The sequence below is a fragment of the Proteus sp. G2300 genome, from assembly GCF_009915965.1.
Classification (GTDB): Bacteria; Pseudomonadota; Gammaproteobacteria; order Enterobacterales; family Enterobacteriaceae; genus Proteus; species Proteus vulgaris.
Genome location: NZ_JAABNK010000023.1, coordinates 293,428 through 310,134 on the forward strand (window position 1 = coordinate 293,428; position 16,707 = coordinate 310,134).

The 16,707-nt window shown below is 37.2% G+C and carries 17 protein-coding genes; 7 read left to right on the forward strand and 10 right to left on the reverse strand.

Annotation, left to right across the window (positions count from 1 at the left end):
* Window positions 1-45 precede the first annotated feature (45 nt).
* The 3 genes from GWI97_RS12855 to GWI97_RS12865 form a co-directional block, all read right to left on the reverse strand.
* Window positions 46-384: a hypothetical protein gene (locus tag GWI97_RS12855; RefSeq protein WP_036936471.1), complete on the reverse strand. Its 339-nt coding sequence runs from the start codon at window positions 382-384 to the stop codon at window positions 46-48.
* Window positions 385-495: 111 nt separating this feature from the next.
* A complete protein-coding gene (locus GWI97_RS12860; protein WP_036912874.1) occupies window positions 496-924 on the reverse strand; it encodes a universal stress protein in 429 nt (142 codons plus the stop codon).
* Between the two features lie 142 nt (window positions 925-1,066).
* Window positions 1,067-1,951, reverse strand: a complete 885-nt coding sequence (locus GWI97_RS12865) for an NAD(P)H-hydrate dehydratase (RefSeq protein ID WP_036936468.1) — start codon at window positions 1,949-1,951, stop codon at window positions 1,067-1,069.
* A 262-nt stretch (window positions 1,952-2,213) separates the two neighbouring features.
* Here GWI97_RS12865 and GWI97_RS12870 point away from each other — a divergent pair, with 262 nt between their 5' ends.
* The 4 genes from GWI97_RS12870 to GWI97_RS12885 all read left to right on the forward strand — a co-directional run bounded on the left by GWI97_RS12870 (window position 2,214) and on the right by GWI97_RS12885 (window position 5,420).
* Window positions 2,214-2,435 carry a DUF2594 family protein gene (locus GWI97_RS12870; protein WP_036936466.1) on the forward strand — a complete coding sequence of 74 codons (222 nt, stop codon included), beginning with the start codon at window positions 2,214-2,216 and terminating at the stop codon, window positions 2,433-2,435.
* 740 nt (window positions 2,436-3,175) lie between these two features.
* Window positions 3,176-3,538: a hypothetical protein gene (locus GWI97_RS12875; RefSeq protein WP_036936463.1), complete on the forward strand. Its 363-nt coding sequence runs from the start codon at window positions 3,176-3,178 to the stop codon at window positions 3,536-3,538.
* Between the two features lie 325 nt (window positions 3,539-3,863).
* Entirely contained in the window at window positions 3,864-4,841 is a 978-nt protein-coding gene (hemB, locus tag GWI97_RS12880) for a porphobilinogen synthase (protein ID WP_036936461.1), read from the forward strand.
* A 114-nt stretch (window positions 4,842-4,955) separates the two neighbouring features.
* Window positions 4,956-5,420: an HIT family protein gene (locus tag GWI97_RS12885; RefSeq protein WP_036936459.1), complete on the forward strand. Its 465-nt coding sequence runs from the start codon at window positions 4,956-4,958 to the stop codon at window positions 5,418-5,420.
* On the opposite strand, the gene GWI97_RS18235 is transcribed toward GWI97_RS12885, so the two are convergent.
* Window positions 5,401-5,619 carry a hypothetical protein gene (locus tag GWI97_RS18235; RefSeq protein ID WP_192940832.1) on the reverse strand — a complete coding sequence of 73 codons (219 nt, stop codon included), beginning with the start codon at window positions 5,617-5,619 and terminating at the stop codon, window positions 5,401-5,403. The genes GWI97_RS12885 and GWI97_RS18235 overlap by 20 nt on opposite strands.
* A 107-nt stretch (window positions 5,620-5,726) precedes the next feature.
* Between GWI97_RS18235 and GWI97_RS12895 the strand changes: the two genes are divergently transcribed.
* Entirely contained in the window at window positions 5,727-5,921 is a 195-nt protein-coding gene (locus GWI97_RS12895) for a hypothetical protein (RefSeq protein ID WP_052038491.1), read from the forward strand.
* A 61-nt stretch (window positions 5,922-5,982) separates the two neighbouring features.
* Here GWI97_RS12895 and GWI97_RS12900 read toward each other — a convergent pair whose 3' ends face one another.
* The 5 genes from GWI97_RS12900 to betI form a co-directional block, all read right to left on the reverse strand.
* Complete coding sequence (locus GWI97_RS12900; RefSeq protein WP_036936457.1) at window positions 5,983-7,260, reverse strand: cytosine deaminase; 1,278 nt, start codon at window positions 7,258-7,260, stop codon at window positions 5,983-5,985.
* Window positions 7,250-8,500 (reverse strand): cytosine permease, encoded by a 1,251-nt coding sequence (gene codB, locus GWI97_RS12905; protein ID WP_036936455.1) that lies wholly within the window; start codon window positions 8,498-8,500, stop codon window positions 7,250-7,252. The genes GWI97_RS12900 and codB overlap by 11 nt, the downstream gene beginning before the upstream one ends.
* Window positions 8,501-8,855: 355 nt before the next feature.
* Complete coding sequence (gene betA / locus GWI97_RS12910; RefSeq protein WP_161752013.1) at window positions 8,856-10,535, reverse strand: choline dehydrogenase; 1,680 nt, start codon at window positions 10,533-10,535, stop codon at window positions 8,856-8,858.
* Window positions 10,536-10,574: 39 nt separating this feature from the next.
* The gene (gene betB, locus GWI97_RS12915) at window positions 10,575-12,050 is read right to left on the reverse strand and encodes a betaine-aldehyde dehydrogenase (RefSeq protein WP_036936450.1); all 1,476 of its coding nucleotides are present in this window, start codon (window positions 12,048-12,050) and stop codon (window positions 10,575-10,577) included.
* A gap of 25 nt (window positions 12,051-12,075) precedes the next feature.
* Window positions 12,076-12,678 (reverse strand): transcriptional regulator BetI, encoded by a 603-nt coding sequence (betI, locus tag GWI97_RS12920; protein WP_036936447.1) that lies wholly within the window; start codon window positions 12,676-12,678, stop codon window positions 12,076-12,078.
* Window positions 12,679-12,887: 209 nt separating this feature from the next.
* On the opposite strand from betI, the gene GWI97_RS12925 reads away from it, so the two are divergent.
* Window positions 12,888-14,930 (forward strand): choline transporter, encoded by a 2,043-nt coding sequence (locus tag GWI97_RS12925; RefSeq protein ID WP_036936445.1) that lies wholly within the window; start codon window positions 12,888-12,890, stop codon window positions 14,928-14,930.
* Window positions 14,931-14,994: 64 nt separating this feature from the next.
* Here the strand turns inward: GWI97_RS12925 and GWI97_RS12930 are convergent, their stop codons facing one another.
* Window positions 14,995-15,609 (reverse strand): LysE family translocator, encoded by a 615-nt coding sequence (locus tag GWI97_RS12930; protein WP_161752014.1) that lies wholly within the window; start codon window positions 15,607-15,609, stop codon window positions 14,995-14,997.
* A gap of 204 nt (window positions 15,610-15,813) precedes the next feature.
* Between GWI97_RS12930 and GWI97_RS12935 the strand changes: the two genes are divergently transcribed.
* On the forward strand, window positions 15,814-16,689 hold the full coding sequence (locus GWI97_RS12935) for a LysR family transcriptional regulator (RefSeq protein ID WP_052038490.1): 876 nt from the start codon (window positions 15,814-15,816) through the stop codon (window positions 16,687-16,689).
* The last annotated feature ends 18 nt before the right edge of the window (window positions 16,690-16,707 follow it).

Genomic DNA, 16,707 nt, shown 5'->3' on the forward strand with positions numbered 1-16,707 from the left:
TTATTGTCTGTTTTTATTGTAGCGTTAACCCCATAGCTTGCTTATTTAATCTTCCTCAAGATGCCATTTATGCAATTGTCGGTGAATAAAAGGTGTGACAACAAGCCCAATTGATAAAATAAAAACACACTGAAGAAACAAACCATAAATTGCAATAAAAAAGCGCCCTGTTGGGGTTGCAGGTGCAGGCTCTACTGGTTGACCACTTAACATGGATATTGCATTTAATGAGGATTCCATAAAAGTATGTCCTTCAATCAAATAAAAACCTAATACACCAGGTAATAATCCTAAGAAAAAGAAAATAGAGCCTATTACATAATAGCGTAAGATGCGTAGAATAAAATGATCGAGACTTAAAAGTTCTTGGGTAAATTTTTCCATTATTATTCACTCTATAGAGTGTTTACTCAATAAATGGCTTATTAAATAAATAAGATATACTACGCAAAAGAATATGCCATGAGGAATACTCACAGCATATTAATGAATATATTAACGAACAACTAACACTGAAATTTCCGCGTAACGAACTACGCCCGCAGCTGTTGAACCTAATAAATGGGTACTGATATTAGGTCTACGTGAGCCAATAACAATTAAGTCGGCTTGAATATCTTTTGCTGTAACTAAAATTTCATCACGAGGTGAACCAAAAGTAACCGTATAAGCGACCTTTTCAGCAGGTAAATCCACCGAATCTACCAACATTTGCATATCATTTTCTGCTTTCACTGTCGCTTTATCTTTAATTTCTGGATAACCCAGTGAATAAGCATTAATGATTGCCGAAGAGATAGGAAGAACATGAATTAAATGTAAATTAGCCCCTGTTTCTTTTGCTAAATATACCGCATGTCGTACCGCTTTACTGGTTAACTCTTCTTCTACAATATCAATAGGTACTAAAATCGTTTTATACATAATAACCCCTCTCAACACTCCATTTGCCTTAATCCTACCGCAATAACCCAAAGATTACTGTGAGTGAATTAACTAAAAACAATCTAATCTTAATATAAACCTACTTTAATTATTAATACGTTATACGAAAAAACAAAAGATCTTATTCAAAATAATCGGCATTATGTTGCTGTGTTAGCCTCCATATTTGATTACGCACATCACGGACAGTATTAATCAACTCTGAAGCCGTTAATCCTATCGGTCCAATGCCTTTTTCAACTAAAATATCAGCAGCAATACCGTGTATCCAAACTGCACTTTTAACCGCATCGGACATTGCCATTCCTTGTGCTAAAAAGCTGCCCATTATACCAGTTAATACATCACCACTTCCTGCTGTGGATAATCCACTATTACCCGTAGTATTGATTGTTATTTCACCTTTAGGGGAAGTAATAACCGTATTTTGTCCTTTGATAATTGCCCAACAATGGTAAAGTTTTGCGACTTCTTTAGCTGCTTGTACTCGGTTATTTTGAATATCACTCAGCGTACAATCAAGCAAGATAGCAGCCTCTTTAGGGTGGGGTGTTAATACACAATGTTGATTAAGTGAGATTTGTGATTTTAATTTTGCCATCAACACTAGCGCATCAGCATCAAAAACATAAGGTTGGTTTTCATCACGTTGGGCTAATATATTTAATAAAATATTTTCAGAATTTGCTGACAATCCCAACCCGCAACCAATCGCCCAAGCAGAAATATCTTGCCTATCAACTAACGCAGACGCTGTTTTTAGCATGAGTTCTGGCGCACTATCAATAAAAGGAAGAGGCAATTGTGATTGCGCAAAACCAAGGAAAACTTTTCCACACCCCGCTTTTAATGCGCTTTTACCCGCGAGTACGATGGCACCACTCATTCCTTCAGCACTCCCAATAATACCGATTGTTCCAAACGTGCCTTTATGTGTATTTCCTGTTTTACGCTGATAAAGCACTGGATAATGTGTTATTGCATGTAATAGTTGCTCTTTTTTCATCTTATGCTCCTTCACCATTTCCTGCTTTTTTCTTATTATTAATCACAATAAATTTACTGCGCCTCGTTCTCGATTGATATGCAAAGTATAGCGCGATTTTAGTAAATCAATGAGAGAGCGTATTATTTTACTTAATTGCCACACTAACAGGCTCAATCTTATAAAATGCTTGAAGCTATACTATTCATCCCTCGTCAAGACTTTGCTATTCTATCAGCCTAATTTAATGTTATGAGCCAATTAAAGACAAAGGAAGTAGATAATGAACGAAAAATTTAAAACACAAGCAGATGTTGAAACATTGGCAGAAGAAGTGGCTTGTTTAAAAACGCTTGTCACTTATATGTTAAAAGCATTAGGCCAAGCTGATGCTGGACGTATTATTTTGAATATTGAGCGCGCTATTGCAGAAGTTGATGACGAAAAACAAGCAGAAACATTCCGTAATACTATTAGCCAAATTAAAACTGTTTATCGCCAATAATTGATTTATTTTGGATTGGGTACTAGTACATATTTTTATTCTATTTTCTGAACTTTTTGTGCTGCACAAATAAACAAAAATTAGTTTTAAATTCCTATATACTCAGTCTCGAAATAAACCATTCTTTATTCATTTAGCTACCCCTCTACCTTTATAGAGGGGATTTTTTCGCATCATCTTTCTTATTATTTCTCTTATTAAAAATGTTTTCATATTTTATAAATGATAATGATTTTGTTTTTTCGTTATTTTTAGCTAATTATATGAATAACATTTTTTTGTTAAATATTTTTAATGTTATTTAAATCAAGGAATAAGATCAAAAACCTAACCAACCTAACCAACCTAACCAACCTAACCAACCTAACCAACCTAACCAACCTAACCACATTGATTATAAATCAAGCAATAAGATGCAGTGAATGACATTGTTCTTAATGTTAATAAATTATGACTTTACTCTTTTTTACATTTAAACTACTATTTTTCATTAACCAAAATAAAGATAAATCCTAATATCACTACAATTACGTTATTTTATTTATTACCAAATATAAAAACTAATTAATAAATGAACGGCTAGCTTATTGTCCTTAAACACAATTATAGCAATAAATTTAGATTCTTCCGGATTAAAAAATTTAACATTTTATATTTTTACACTTATTCTGATTTATCGTCCTCCCTGTTTATATGTTACACTTAATAAGTATGTACTAAAAAATAAACATGAGGCTAAAATGAAACCACTTCTCTTATCTCTGCTATTATTGCCCGCTGTTGCTTTTGCTAACCCAACAAAAATGGCTGATGATTACTGTGATACCTTTAAAGATATCTCAATTAAAGCTTATGATACAAAAGAGCCAGCAGAGAAAATTGCTAAAGATGCAGTAGCCTCTTTAAATGCAAAGAAATTTGATTTTGCAAAATTAGAAGCGACTGAAGCACAATTTACTGAAGGTACTATCGAAGTTGTTAATTCTTTACGTGACGCAAAAGCTGAAATTGGCTCTCGAGCAGAATTTCAAGAAGGTCTAACTCAAATTGTTGCCGCTTGTAAAATTCAATTGACCTCCGCGTTAGAAGAGCAGAAAAAATAATTATTTCATCAGCAACATGAATAACAATCAATATAAAGAGTAGAGATTATCCTGCTCTTTTTTCTTTTCCCTCTCCCATCACTTATTCTTCTATTTTTTATATTCTAAATAATTTGCAGACGGCTAGGTGACAAGTGAATAAGTCGCTAGGAGCATACGACAAGTGCGAGTAAACGTAGTCAACAACACTGCGACTTGAAGTATATAAACAATATCATGACGAACAGATAAGTTAGCAACTATAGCGTATCTATTATCTATAGATATTAAGGTTTATAATACTTTAGTAAATACTTATTAGCACTGGCCATAAAAAGGAGATATTGTGAGCAACGAACAATCCATCCAGCGATTAAGAAGACTACGCCAGTCAGAAAACCTGCGCGCACTCTTTCAAGAAACAACACTAACTAAGAATGACCTTGCTCTACCTATATTTGTAGAAGAAGGGCTTGATGATTATCAACCTATTAAAAGTATGCCGGGTGTTGTTCGTATTCCTGAAAAGCGTCTAGCTTATGAAATTGAACGTATAGCAAAAGCAGGCATTAAAACTGTTATGACTTTTGGGGTATCTCATCACCTTGATGAAACTGGGAGTGATGCTTGGAAAAGTGATGGCTTAGTTTCTCGTATGTCTCGTATTTGTAAAGATGCCGTACCAGAAATGATTGTGATGTCTGATACCTGTTTTTGTGAATATACGTCACATGGTCACTGTGGTGTTTTACATGGAGAACATGTTGATAATGATGAAACTATCTATAATTTAGGGCTTCAAGCTGTTGCAGCCGCACAAGCTGGTGCTGATTTTATTGCACCATCAGCCGCCATGGACGGACAAGTTGCGGCCATTCGTGTCGCACTTGATAAAGCGGGATTTAGCGACACAGGTATTGTTTCTTACTCTACTAAATTCGCTTCTGCATTATATGGTCCTTTCCGTGATGCGGCAGGATCACGCTTAATTGGCGATCGCAAAACCTATCAAATGAATCCAATGAATCGCCGTGAAGCAATTCGTGAATCATTAATTGATGAGCAAGAAGGCGCTGATATGCTGATGGTAAAACCCGCAGGTGCTTATTTAGATATTATTCGCGATGTGCGTGAACGTACGTTATTACCTTTAGCGGCTTATCAAATCAGCGGTGAATATGCACAAATTAAATTTGCGGCATTAGCAGGTGCGATTGATGAAGATCGGGTGGTAATGGAAACTTTAGGTTCAATTAAACGTGCGGGTGCGGATTTAATTCTGTCTTACTTTGCACTTGATTTAGCTGAAAGAAACCTACTTTAACCATCTTATGCTCTGAATAATTCAAATTACAGATAGGCGGTAATTGCGATGAATACCGCCCAACAATGCTACAACTTGAAGTATGACGAGTAATCTTATTATGGGGCTACTACTATGGATAACTGTATTTTCTGTCAAATTGTTGCGGGAAAAGCACCTTGCCATAAAATTTGGGAAGATGATCACCATCTCGCTTTCCTCTCTATATTTCCTAATACCAAAGGCTTTACTGTTGTTATTCCTAAAAAACACTATCCAAGTTATGCGTTTGACTTAAGTGACGAAGCTTTAGCCTTACTCGTTATTGCGACCAAAAAAGTCGCTAAGATCTTAGATAAAACATTTCCCGATGTTTCTCGTTCAGGAATGTTTTTTGAAGGATTTGGTGTTGATCATGTTCATAGTAAACTTAGCCCAATGCATGGCACAGGTGATATGACGAAATGGACGCCCATTGAAAATAAGCAGAAGATTTTCTTTGATAAATATCCTGGTTATCTTTCATCTCACGATTTTGAACGTGCAAGTGATGAAGAGCTTGCACAATTAGCGGCTTTGATCAGAAAAAACAATCAATAAAGACAACAAATATAAAAAAACGCTCAGCCTTATCTTTCAAGCTGAGCATTTTATCAATGAAAATCAGTTGCTTAATTAAAACCCTTGCTTCCATCAACAAATAAGGCTGAACTTTCTGTTCGAGAAGTTCAATTAATGCCGGAGCGTTAAAGCGATAATTATCAGGTATTCCCAATACATGGGCTTTTTTATAGCGCATGATTGCAGGGAAATGTGCAGATAATCGATTTAAATGTTTAAGAAGTAATAAAAGATTTAGGATTTAAAGCAATACCTATTAAAGGATATGTATTTCAGAAAGCCGTTATGGAAATGCCTGAAACATTGAAAGGAATATTAAACGAAAAATATAAAGTCGAACTGTATACTTATGAAAAGAGCGACTCATTTAAACCTGGTAATTTAGCTGACAATATTATCATTACCCCGATCACTCTTGTGGCAGATGTGATTGCTACCCCTGTGATTATTTTTGCCTTTTGGGATTATATTTGGCGATAGAAAATTCGGAGATAATGGATCAGTTATTATTTACTGATCCATTATTAATATAAATTAATAATTATTTGTAAGTAATTCGAGTTGGCTTATCTAACATAATTTCTGTTTTTGCAGGCTCTGTTTGTGCAATGACTTTACCTTGGCGAATTGAATAACGTACTGGCACTTGGCGACGTAAAGCATCAAATCCATTATCTGCTGGCAGAATAATAAAGTTTGCACTGTTTCCTACTTCAACACCATAATCCGTTAAAGCCAATGTTTTAGCACTGTTGTGGCTAATTAACTGTAATCCATTATCAATTTGACCATAACCCATTAATTGGCAAACATGTAACCCCATATGCAAGACTTGGAGCATATTTGCCGTACCTAATGGATACCAAGGATCAAAAACATCATCATGGCCAAAACAGACGTTGATATGACTTTCTAACATCTCTTTTACGCGAGTAATACCTCGACGTTTTGGATAGGTATCAAAACGGCCTTGCAAGTGAATATTCACCAGAGGATTTGCCACAAAGTTAATACCTGACATTCTTAGCAATCGGAATAAACGTGAAGTATAAGCCCCATTATAAGAATGCATAGCGGTTGTATGACTTGCTGTCACTCGTGAACCCATATTTTCTTTATGAGCTAACGCCGCAACAGTTTCAACAAAACGTGATTGTTCATCATCAATTTCATCACAATGAACATCAATTAAACGATCATATTTTTGTGCTAACGCAAAGGTTTTATGGAGTGATTCAACACCATATTCACGTGTAAATTCAAAATGAGGAATAGCGCCAACAACATCTGCGCCTAATTTTAATGCTTCTTCTAATAAAGCTTCGCCATTAGGGTAAGACAAAATACCTTCTTGAGGGAAAGCAACGATTTGTAAATCAACCCAAGGTTTAATTTCTTCTTTCACTTCTAACATGGCTTTTAATGCAGTGAGTGAAGCATCAGAAACATCCACATGGGTTCTAACATGCTGAATACCATTAGCAATTTGCCATTGAAGTGTTTGCCATGCACGTTGTTTAACATCATCATGAGTTAACAGTGCTTTTCTTTCAGCCCAACGCTCAATACCTTCAAATAATGTTCCCGATTGATTCCAATTCGGTTGCCCTGCGGTTTGAGTTGTATCTAAATGAATATGAGGTTCAACAAAAGGAGCGTGAACTAAGCCACTCTGTGCATCTAATGCTTCAGGATGAAAATTATTTTCAGGTTGTGGTTCTATTGCTTTAATTTTGTTGTTTTTTAGCGTAATGCGCCACAAACCGTCTTTTCCAGCAAGACGAGCATGATTAATTTGTTCGATATTTTTACCCAGCATGACTTATCTCCGCTTGTCGCGCTGTACGACGATTTAATATTGGATTTAACACAGCGTAACTTATTGCTCCACCTAATACAGCATTAACAGGTACAATACCCGGTAACCAATGTCCTGCAACAATTCCGATAGCGACAGCAAGTAGCGCTACCCAGTTAACCGATTGCATTGTAGCAACATGAAAGGTGTTATAGCGTGCCTTATTCATCAGATAATCTGCAATAATAACGCCACCTACAGGTGGAATTGCAGCAGACAAAAAGGTTAACCAACCGACAAAATTATTATAAAGCCATAATGCACACAACGTACCGATAATACCGTTTATCACTGAAAGCTTTTTACTTGATAAACCGGTGATATTGGCAAAACCTAATCCTGATGCATATAGCGCATTGTCATTCGTTGTCCAGATATTTAACCCCAGCACCACGATTGCAGGAAGCAATAATCCTTGTGCAATCATAACATCAGAAATATCAGCCATTCCCAGTGAAGCCGCGCCCGCAGCACCAAAGACAAACATCAAGGTATTTCCTAAGAAGAAGGCAATAATGGCGACAACCACCGCAACTTTAGGATTGCGTCCAAACCGCACGAAATCAGCAGTTAATGTACCCGCACTAATAAAGGATCCCACAACCATCGCTAGTGCTAAATTAAAATCTAATGGTTGGGCAGGTTTTACTGCCATCAATGTCGAAAGCCCCCCCAAATCATGTATCGCAAGATAAACAGAGTAACTTCCGAGGATGGCTATAGCGGGAACAGCAATGATAGAGAGAACAGTGAGCGCAGAAATACCGAAGAATACAGTGATGGTCATTAAGATGCCGGAAATGGCGATAAGGAGATTAATATCAATACCTGTGGCTTTTCCTACCGGAATGGCGAACATTGCCACCCCCACACCAAACCAACCCACCTGAGTACCACCGAGTAAAAATGAGGGAAGCCAAGAACCTTTAATACCGAAAGAGTAACGCGCGAGGAGATGTGTAGTGAGACCCGTTTTTGAACCAATAAAACCAAGAAATGCGGTGTAGATACCAAGAAGAAGATTACCAATTAGAACTGCGAGGAAGAAATCATTAAAGGAGAGACCAGTACCAAGAGCGCCGCCAGTCCACATACTGGCTGAAAAAAACGTTAATCCCAACATCACAAAGGTTAACGCTAATCCACCCTTTCTTGCGGATATGGGCACAGGGCCCTGACTATAATTGTTGTCCTGAGACACTTTAACCCCCTATTAATTTCACCAGGCCAAAAAAATCTGACGAATTCTATCTACATAAAAATATTATGCAAACGTTTTCGTCGTCTGTTTATTATAATTAATGGAATGCTTCATTTAAGGAGAGTTGACTTTCATCACAAATATAGGAGAAAAATCGTTGTCTTACTTGAATTTATCTCGTTATTTTGAACATGTCTTATAAAGTAATTTTATTTAGAAATATTTATGATAGAAATTAATAACATTTTTCACCTATACACGCATCACTTACATAAACAATATTTATAGTTATAGAAAAAAGACAGTGATAAAAATATAAAAGAGGAATTTACATTCCTCTTTTATAACCAGTAAATTAGGCGTTTAAATTTATTTTTCTCGCAGGTTGATCACCTGCAACGTAATAGTCAGCCTCGCTTTTAGGTAAAGGTGCTATTCCTCTTACCTTATCAGCTAGCTTTTCTGCCATCATAATGGTAGTCGCATTCAAATTACCTGTAATAATTAAAGGCATAATAGATGCATCAATAACTCTTAAGTTTTTAATACCATGTACTCGACCTTCCCCATCAACAACCGCCATTTCATCTGTACCCATTTTACAAGTACCACAAGGGTGAAATGCCGTTTCTGCTCGTTCTCTAACAAAAGCATCAAGTTCTTCATCACTTTGAATGTGTTTCCCAGGGCTAATTTCTTCTCCACGATAAGGATCTAATGCAGGTTGTGCCATTATTTCTCGTGTGATCCGAATTGCTGCACGAAACTCTTCCCAATCTTGTTCTGTGGACATGTAATTAAACAAGATACTTGGATGTTGATGAGGATCTGTAGATGCTAATTTTACTCGCCCCCTACTAGGTGAACGCATCGATCCCACATGTGCTTGGAAACCATGAATATCTACGGCATTGGTCCCATTATAATTGATGGCGACGGGCAGAAAGTGGAATTGAATATTAGGCCACGCGTATTTTTCGCTAGAGCGAATAAATCCCCCAGCTTCAAATTGATTACTTGCACCTATACCTGTTCCTTGAAATAACCATTGCGCACCAATCTTAGGTTGGTTATACCATTTTAAAACAGGATAAAGTGAAACAGGTTTTTTACATTCATACTGCAAATACATTTCTAAATGATCTTGCAGATTTTCCCCAACACCCGGTAATACATGTACAGGTGAAATATTAAATTCATTTAATACCTTTTCAGGCCCCACCCCCGAACGTTGCAAAATTTGAGGCGAAGCAATTGCACCAGCGCAAAGTAAGACTTCTCGATTGGCTTTGACACGATGAGGTGTGGTGTTTTCTCCTGAAAAATAACGAACACCCACGGCTTTTTTACCTTCAAATTCGATGATATCTGTTGTCGCATGAGTCTCAATCGTTAAGTTTTTACGTACTTTGGCTTGATCAAGATAGCCTCTTGCTGTGCTTGCTCGACGACCTTTAGGTGTGACGGTTCTATCCATCGGGCCAAAACCCTCTTGCTGATAGCCGTTAAGGTCAACCGTTCTTGGATATCCCGCTTGTACACCAGCCTCAATCATTGCTTGAAATAAGATATTATTGCCTTTTTTCGGCGTAGTCACGCTTACGGGCCCTTTATCACCATGGTAATCATTAGCACCAATATCACGTGTTTCAGCTTTACGAAAATAAGGCAAACAGCTTAAATAATCCCACTCTTCAAGACCGGGTAATTTAGCCCAACCATCAAAATCCATCGCATTACCGCGAATATAACACATACCATTGATTAATGATGATCCACCAAGCCCTTTACCACGACCACATTCCATTCGTCGGTTATTCATATAGGGTTCAGGCTCAGTTTCATAAGCCCAGTTATATCGCCTACCTTGTAACGGATAAGCTAATGCCGCTGGCATTTGTGTGCGAAAATCGAACCTGTAGTCCGGACCTCCAGCTTCAAGGAGCAGCACAGTAACTTCAGGATCTTCTGTCAAGCGGGTAGCAAGAACGTTACCGGCTGAACCAGCACCGATAATAATGTAGTCATAGACCATTGTTATCTCCTCTGTTTCAGTCATTAAAAAAAGAATGGATTAAAAAACGGATGAAAACTCCCCAAGTTCAACTTGAATTGATTTTATTTGAGTATAATTCTGTAATGTAACAAGCCCGTTTTCACGCCCTACGCCAGAATGTTTATAGCCACCCACTGGCATTTCTGCTGGAGACTCTCCCCATGTATTAATCCAACAAATACCAGCTTCTAATTGGTGAATAACACGGTGAGCTGTTGTGAGATCTTTGGTGACAAGACCTGCAGCTAAACCATAAACGCTATTATTTGCGCGTAAAATCACTTCATCTTCAGTTTGATAACTGAGAATACTCATCACAGGGCCGAAAATTTCATCTTGCGTGATTTTCATATCATCAGTGCAATCTGTGAAAACGGTAGGGGCAACATAAGCGCCTTGAGCCAAATTGCCTTCCAATAGACGATGACCACCGCAAAGTAATCTCGCCCCTTGAGTTTTACCTAACTCAATATAATTCAAGACTTTTTCAAGATGAGGAAAACTGACCAATGGACCAAAATTAGTATCCATTTCAAGAGGAGAACCGATCCTAATACGTGATACGCGCTCTGTAATTTTCGCTTCAAATGCAGGTTTTAATCTTTCAGGAACAAAAATACGAGTACCATTAGTACACACCTGCCCTGAACTATAAAAATTCGCCATCATCGCAATATCAGCGGCGGTATCTAAATCTGCATCATCAAAAATAATTAAAGGCGATTTTCCACCAAGCTCCATTGTCACTTCTTTTAAACTTGATGCAGAGGCATTTGACATCACCTTCTTACCGGTTTCAATTCCACCAGTAAAGGAAACTTTAGCAATATCAGGATGTTGTGTTAGCCACTGTCCTACATTGGCTTTTCCTGTAACAACATTAAAAACCCCTTTCGGCAATCCCGCTTCGGTGTATATTTCAGCCAATTTTAATGCCGTAAGTGAAGTCATTTCACTCGGTTTAAAGATCATCGCATTACCCGCGGCAAGTGCAGGTGCCGATTTCCACAACGCGATTTGAATGGGATAATTCCAAGCACCAATCCCAGCAACAATTCCCAAAGGCTCACGTCGCGTATAAACAAAAGCGGTTTCCCTAAGCGGAATTTGCTCCCCTTCAAGGGCTGGGATCAGACCTGCGTAATACTCTAAAACATCAGCTCCCGTCACAATATCAACATAGCGTGTTTCAGATAGCGGTTTGCCTGTGTCTAAGGTTTCTAAATGAGCCAATTCATCATTACGTTCACGCAAAATATCAACAGCACGTCGTAAAATTCGAGAGCGTTCCATTGCTGTCATTGCGGCCCATATTTTTTGTCCTTGTTTAGCACTTTCAACGGCCCAATTGATATCTTCTTCACTCGCGGACTGTAAATGTGCGATCACTTCGCCATTAGCTGGATTAATCGCTTCAAATTGCTCACATTCCGGTTGTGCACAATCAACATATCCACCATGAATATAAAGTTTCTGTAACGGTGGGTTTGGCATAGTTTCTCCTTTGTTATTGGTTTTTTTAGGTCTTTATTGGGCTCCGATTTGCAAGTTGCATATCGATATATTCATTGGTAATGGTTTTAGCTTCATCAAGAGAAAAAGGGACATTACTCAATGCACTTCGTAGCCATAAGCCATCAATTAATGCGGCTAACCCTTTTGCAGCCAAACGAGCTTGATCTTTAGCAAGAACACGCCCAAACTCGTAACTTAAATTGGAATAAAGCCTTTTATCATTGACCTTTTGTAGACGATTCAAATTAGGCTGATGCATACTACTTGCCCAAAACGCTAACCATGTTTTCATCGCAGCTTCACTGGTTTGAGTGGTATCAAAATTACCCTCAACAATGGCTTGGATGCGTTGTTTAGGTGTTGCATCACTTAACATTCTTAAGCGTATCGCCACCGCAAAACCTAATTGATATTGAATATGGCGCATGGCAGCTTCCAATAATCCATTTTTATCACGAAAGTAGTGGCTAATAATGCCGTTAGAAACACCGGCTTTTCGAGCTATCAATGCGATACTCGCCTCTTGCATTCCAACCTCATTAATGACTGCTAACGTCGCTTGGATTAATTGCTGTTTACGTATCGACTGCATTCCTATCTTCGGCATGTTTTAAAGACCTAAAAAATACATTGAACACATTTATTAAACGTTTTTTTAATTGAACATTCAATCAATATTAACTATTGTTTATCACAATTAGTTTACAAATAAACATGGGAGGACATTGTGAAAATTTGAATCTTTGCAACTAATTCAATTAGTTAACAAAGAATGCAACTTTTAACTTTTAGATAAATAAATTTTTGGAATTTCTGATGACAACTCTTAACAGCACAAAAAAACCCCAGAAAGACAAGCTAAACTCTGTCGTTTTTTTCGCTTCAGCAACGCTAATTTTAGCGTTTTCTTTTTTCACGATTCTCATGACAGAAACAGCAAATACATGGATTGTGGCAACACTGGGATGGGTATCAAAAACCTTTGGTTGGTACTATTTATTGGCAGCAACGTTATATATTGTTTTTGTTATTTTTGTTGCCACTTCTCGTTTTGGAAATATCAAATTAGGACCTGAACAATCAAAACCTGAATTTAGTGTTTTAAGTTGGTCTGCAATGTTATTTGCAGCAGGTATTGGGATTGATTTGATGTTTTTCTCTGTGGCAGAACCCATTACACAATATATGTTACCGCCAACTGGCGAAGGTGAAACAATAGAAGCAGCCCGTCAGTCGATGGTGTGGACTTTATTCCACTATGGCCTGACGGGCTGGTCTATGTATGCACTTATTGGTATTGCACTAGGCTATTTTAGTTATCGTTACAATTTACCATTGACTATACGTTCTGCACTTTATCCTATCTTTGGAAATCGTATTTATGGCCCAATTGGTCATACTGTTGATATCGCTGCTGTATTAGGAACTATTTTTGGTATTGCAACAACATTAGGTATTGGTGTTGTACAACTTAATTATGGTCTAAAAGTTCTTTTTGATTTACCTCAAGGGTTGGGTGTTCAAGGAGGATTAATTCTATTATCAGTTATTATGGCGGTTATTTCGGCAACATCAGGTGTCAATAAAGGGATCAGAATTTTATCTGAACTGAACGTATTACTCGCCTTGGGACTTATTTTATTTATCTTATTTGCAGGTGATACTGAATTTTTATTAAATGCATTGGTATTAAATGTCGGTGATTATACTAATCGTTTCTTAGGGATGACGTTAAATAGCTTTGCATTTGATAAACCAACAGATTGGATGAATAGCTGGACACTATTTTTCTGGGCTTGGTGGGTTGCATGGTCACCTTTTGTTGGTCTATTTTTAGCACGGATCTCAAGAGGACGAACTATTCGACAGTTTGTCATAGGCACATTAATTATTCCCTTTGTTTTTACACTGTTATGGTTATCTATTTTTGGTAACAGCGCATTATATGAAGTGATCCACGGCAATAAAGAACTAGCACAAACAGTATTAGAAGCACCTGAAAAAGGATTTTATTCCTTATTAGAACTTTACCCCGGTTTTGGTTTAACGGCTTCTGTCGCTACAATTACGGGGCTATTATTTTATGTCACCTCAGCCGATTCCGGTTCATTAGTATTAGGTAATTTCACCTCTCAATTAAGTCATGTTAATAACGATGCACCCAACTGGCTTCGTATTTTTTGGTCTATTGCCATTGGATTGTTAACATTAGGTATGTTAATGGCCGATGGTATTTCGGCATTACAAAACACAACAATTATCATGGGATTGCCCTTCAGTTTTGTTATTTTTTTTATTATGGCAGGGCTTTATAAATCATTAAAAGTCGAAGATTTTAGACGTGTTAGTTCTCTAAACACCAATGCACCTGCGCCACTTTATGGTAATACCACGATGAATTGGAAACAGCGTTTAGGGCGGGTTATGAACTTCCCAGGAACAACCTATACACAACGCATGTTAGATTTAACCTGTATGCCAGCAATGCAAGATGTTGCTAAAGAGCTTTTATTACGTGGAGCTAAAGTCGAATTCAATTCTTACCCAATTGAAGATAATGAACGCTTACATCATTTGGAGCTTGTGGTCGATCTCGATCAAGAACAGAATTTTATTTATCAAATTTGGCCACAAAAATATTCAGTACCCGCATTTACCTATCGTGCTCGCCGAGGTAAATCAGATTATTACCGTTTAGAAACCTATTTATGGGAAGGTACACAAGGTAATGACTTAATGGATTACACCAAAGAGCAGGTGATCACGGATATTTTAGACCAATATGAAAAACACTTAAATTTTATTCATCTTAGTCGTGAAGCACCGGGAACAACACTAACTTTCCCTGAATCAAACTAAATAGTAACTGAAAATAAAGAAAAGGAGATCATTATGTGATCTCCTTTTTTTATTAGATATATTTTTATTTCACTGAAATAAACAGCAATCCAACGCCCAAAAGAATGAGTAATACGCCAATCATTTTATCTGCGATTTTTTGATGCGAAAGTATCTTTGTTCGTAATAAAGGCGTAGAGAAAAATAACGCAACACAGCTAAACCAAACCCAATGTGCAACAGAGATAAACATGCCATAAGAAAGGTTTATCCAGAGCGGGTGACTTAAATTAGCCACTTGTGTATAAAGCGCAATAACAAATAGCATTGTTTTAGGATTTAGTGCATTAGTGAGAAAACCACTGCATAATGCCTGATACGCACTAGGGGCTGAATTTATCGCATTTTCAATCGTTAATTGCGTTTTATTGGTTAATGATTTAAAGCCTAAATAAATTAAATACCCCACACCGAATAACTTCATCATAAAAAAGAGTATTGGGGATCCTGTAATAATAAAAGAAACACCAAATACAGTATAAAAAACATGAATCTGAACACCAATCGCAATACCAATCGCCGTAACAAGTCCAACTTTCACACCATAGGAATAACTATTTTTTGTCACCATAGCAAAATCAGGCCCAGGACTAATAACTGCCAATATTGTGATCACCGCTACAGCAATTAGCTCACTCATTGTTTTCCTTATTCTCACTTTCGAGTTAATTATAAGTAATAAAAAGTGACATAAAATAGGTTCTTATTTTAATAAAAAATCTATTTAATCCACCATAAGACAATCTATTTTGCTAATTTGACTAAAAATAAAAAGCGATTTATCTTGCAATATATCTGTAAGTTTTCATCGTCTATTTTATTACTTACTTTATGGCTTACTTTTATGAAAATGCCCTCTTTAACATCCTTACGTTTTTTTAATAGTGCCGCACAAACGGGCAGTTTTGTCAGTGCCGCAGAGCAACTTCATGTCACACACAGTGCGGTAAGCCGACAAGTCCGATTATTAGAAGATGAATTAGGTATTCCTTTATTTGAACGCCGTAATCGCGCAGTTTATTTAAATGAAGCAGGACGATATTTATATAAAACAACTTCTTCAATATTTGAACAGCTTGAAGACGCGGTTACACATCTTCGTTCACCTTTAAATAATCCCGTATTAGTGGTTTCATGTGAACCGACTATTGCCATGAAATGGCTTATTCCTCGCCTTTCTCACTTTTATGCATTACATCCTGAAATCACGTTGCACCTAGTTGCCGCGGGAGGTGCAATTGATTTTAATAAAGAAGGAGTTGATTTGGCCTTTCGACGGGATGATTTTTTATGGAATAAGAATATTTATGCAGAAAAAGTGTGTGATGAAAAAATTGGAGCTGTCATAAAGCCTAATAATATCCATCATGTAAATAACCAATTAACGACTCTATCGCGCCCTCAAGCTTGGCAAGATTGGTATCAATATTCGGGTATGACATTTGCTTATACCAGTACCAGTCAGTATGAACATTTTTATCTGGCTATTCAGGCGGCTCTAGCGGGATTAGGTACGACGATAGCCTCTTTTCTTATGGTACAAGATGAATTAAAAGATCAACAGCTTATCGCCACACACGGCTTTGTTAATGATGGTTCAAGCTATTACTTACTCTCACCCAGTGAAATTATGCCTAACTCAAAGCAAGATAAATTTAAAAACTGGATCATTGCTGAAGCGGAAAAATGTGCAATAGAGACTGAAGAATTGCAAAGGTAATCGTAATTTTATCTCAAA

Coding starts and splice junctions, on each gene's coding strand:
- betI (WP_036936447.1), bottom strand. CDS start 12,678: ATGCCGAAGATAGGAATGCAGTCGATACGTAAACAGCAATTAATCCAA.
- GWI97_RS12865 (WP_036936468.1), bottom strand. CDS start 1,951: ATGAAAAAAGAGCAACTATTACATGCAATAACACATTATCCAGTGCTT.
- GWI97_RS18235 (WP_192940832.1), bottom strand. CDS start 5,619: ATGCGCTATAAAAAAGCCCATGTATTGGGAATACCTGATAATTATCGC.
- GWI97_RS12935 (WP_052038490.1), top strand. CDS start 15,814: ATGAAAATGCCCTCTTTAACATCCTTACGTTTTTTTAATAGTGCCGCA.
- GWI97_RS12885 (WP_036936459.1), top strand. CDS start 4,956: ATGGATAACTGTATTTTCTGTCAAATTGTTGCGGGAAAAGCACCTTGC.
- GWI97_RS12925 (WP_036936445.1), top strand. CDS start 12,888: ATGACAACTCTTAACAGCACAAAAAAACCCCAGAAAGACAAGCTAAAC.
- betB (WP_036936450.1), bottom strand. CDS start 12,050: ATGCCAAACCCACCGTTACAGAAACTTTATATTCATGGTGGATATGTT.
- GWI97_RS12860 (WP_036912874.1), bottom strand. CDS start 924: ATGTATAAAACGATTTTAGTACCTATTGATATTGTAGAAGAAGAGTTA.
- GWI97_RS12870 (WP_036936466.1), top strand. CDS start 2,214: ATGAACGAAAAATTTAAAACACAAGCAGATGTTGAAACATTGGCAGAA.
- GWI97_RS12895 (WP_052038491.1), top strand. CDS start 5,727: ATGGAAATGCCTGAAACATTGAAAGGAATATTAAACGAAAAATATAAA.
- GWI97_RS12855 (WP_036936471.1), bottom strand. CDS start 384: ATGGAAAAATTTACCCAAGAACTTTTAAGTCTCGATCATTTTATTCTA.
- GWI97_RS12875 (WP_036936463.1), top strand. CDS start 3,176: ATGAAACCACTTCTCTTATCTCTGCTATTATTGCCCGCTGTTGCTTTT.
- GWI97_RS12900 (WP_036936457.1), bottom strand. CDS start 7,260: ATGCTGGGTAAAAATATCGAACAAATTAATCATGCTCGTCTTGCTGGA.
- betA (WP_161752013.1), bottom strand. CDS start 10,535: ATGGTCTATGACTACATTATTATCGGTGCTGGTTCAGCCGGTAACGTT.
- GWI97_RS12930 (WP_161752014.1), bottom strand. CDS start 15,609: ATGAGTGAGCTAATTGCTGTAGCGGTGATCACAATATTGGCAGTTATT.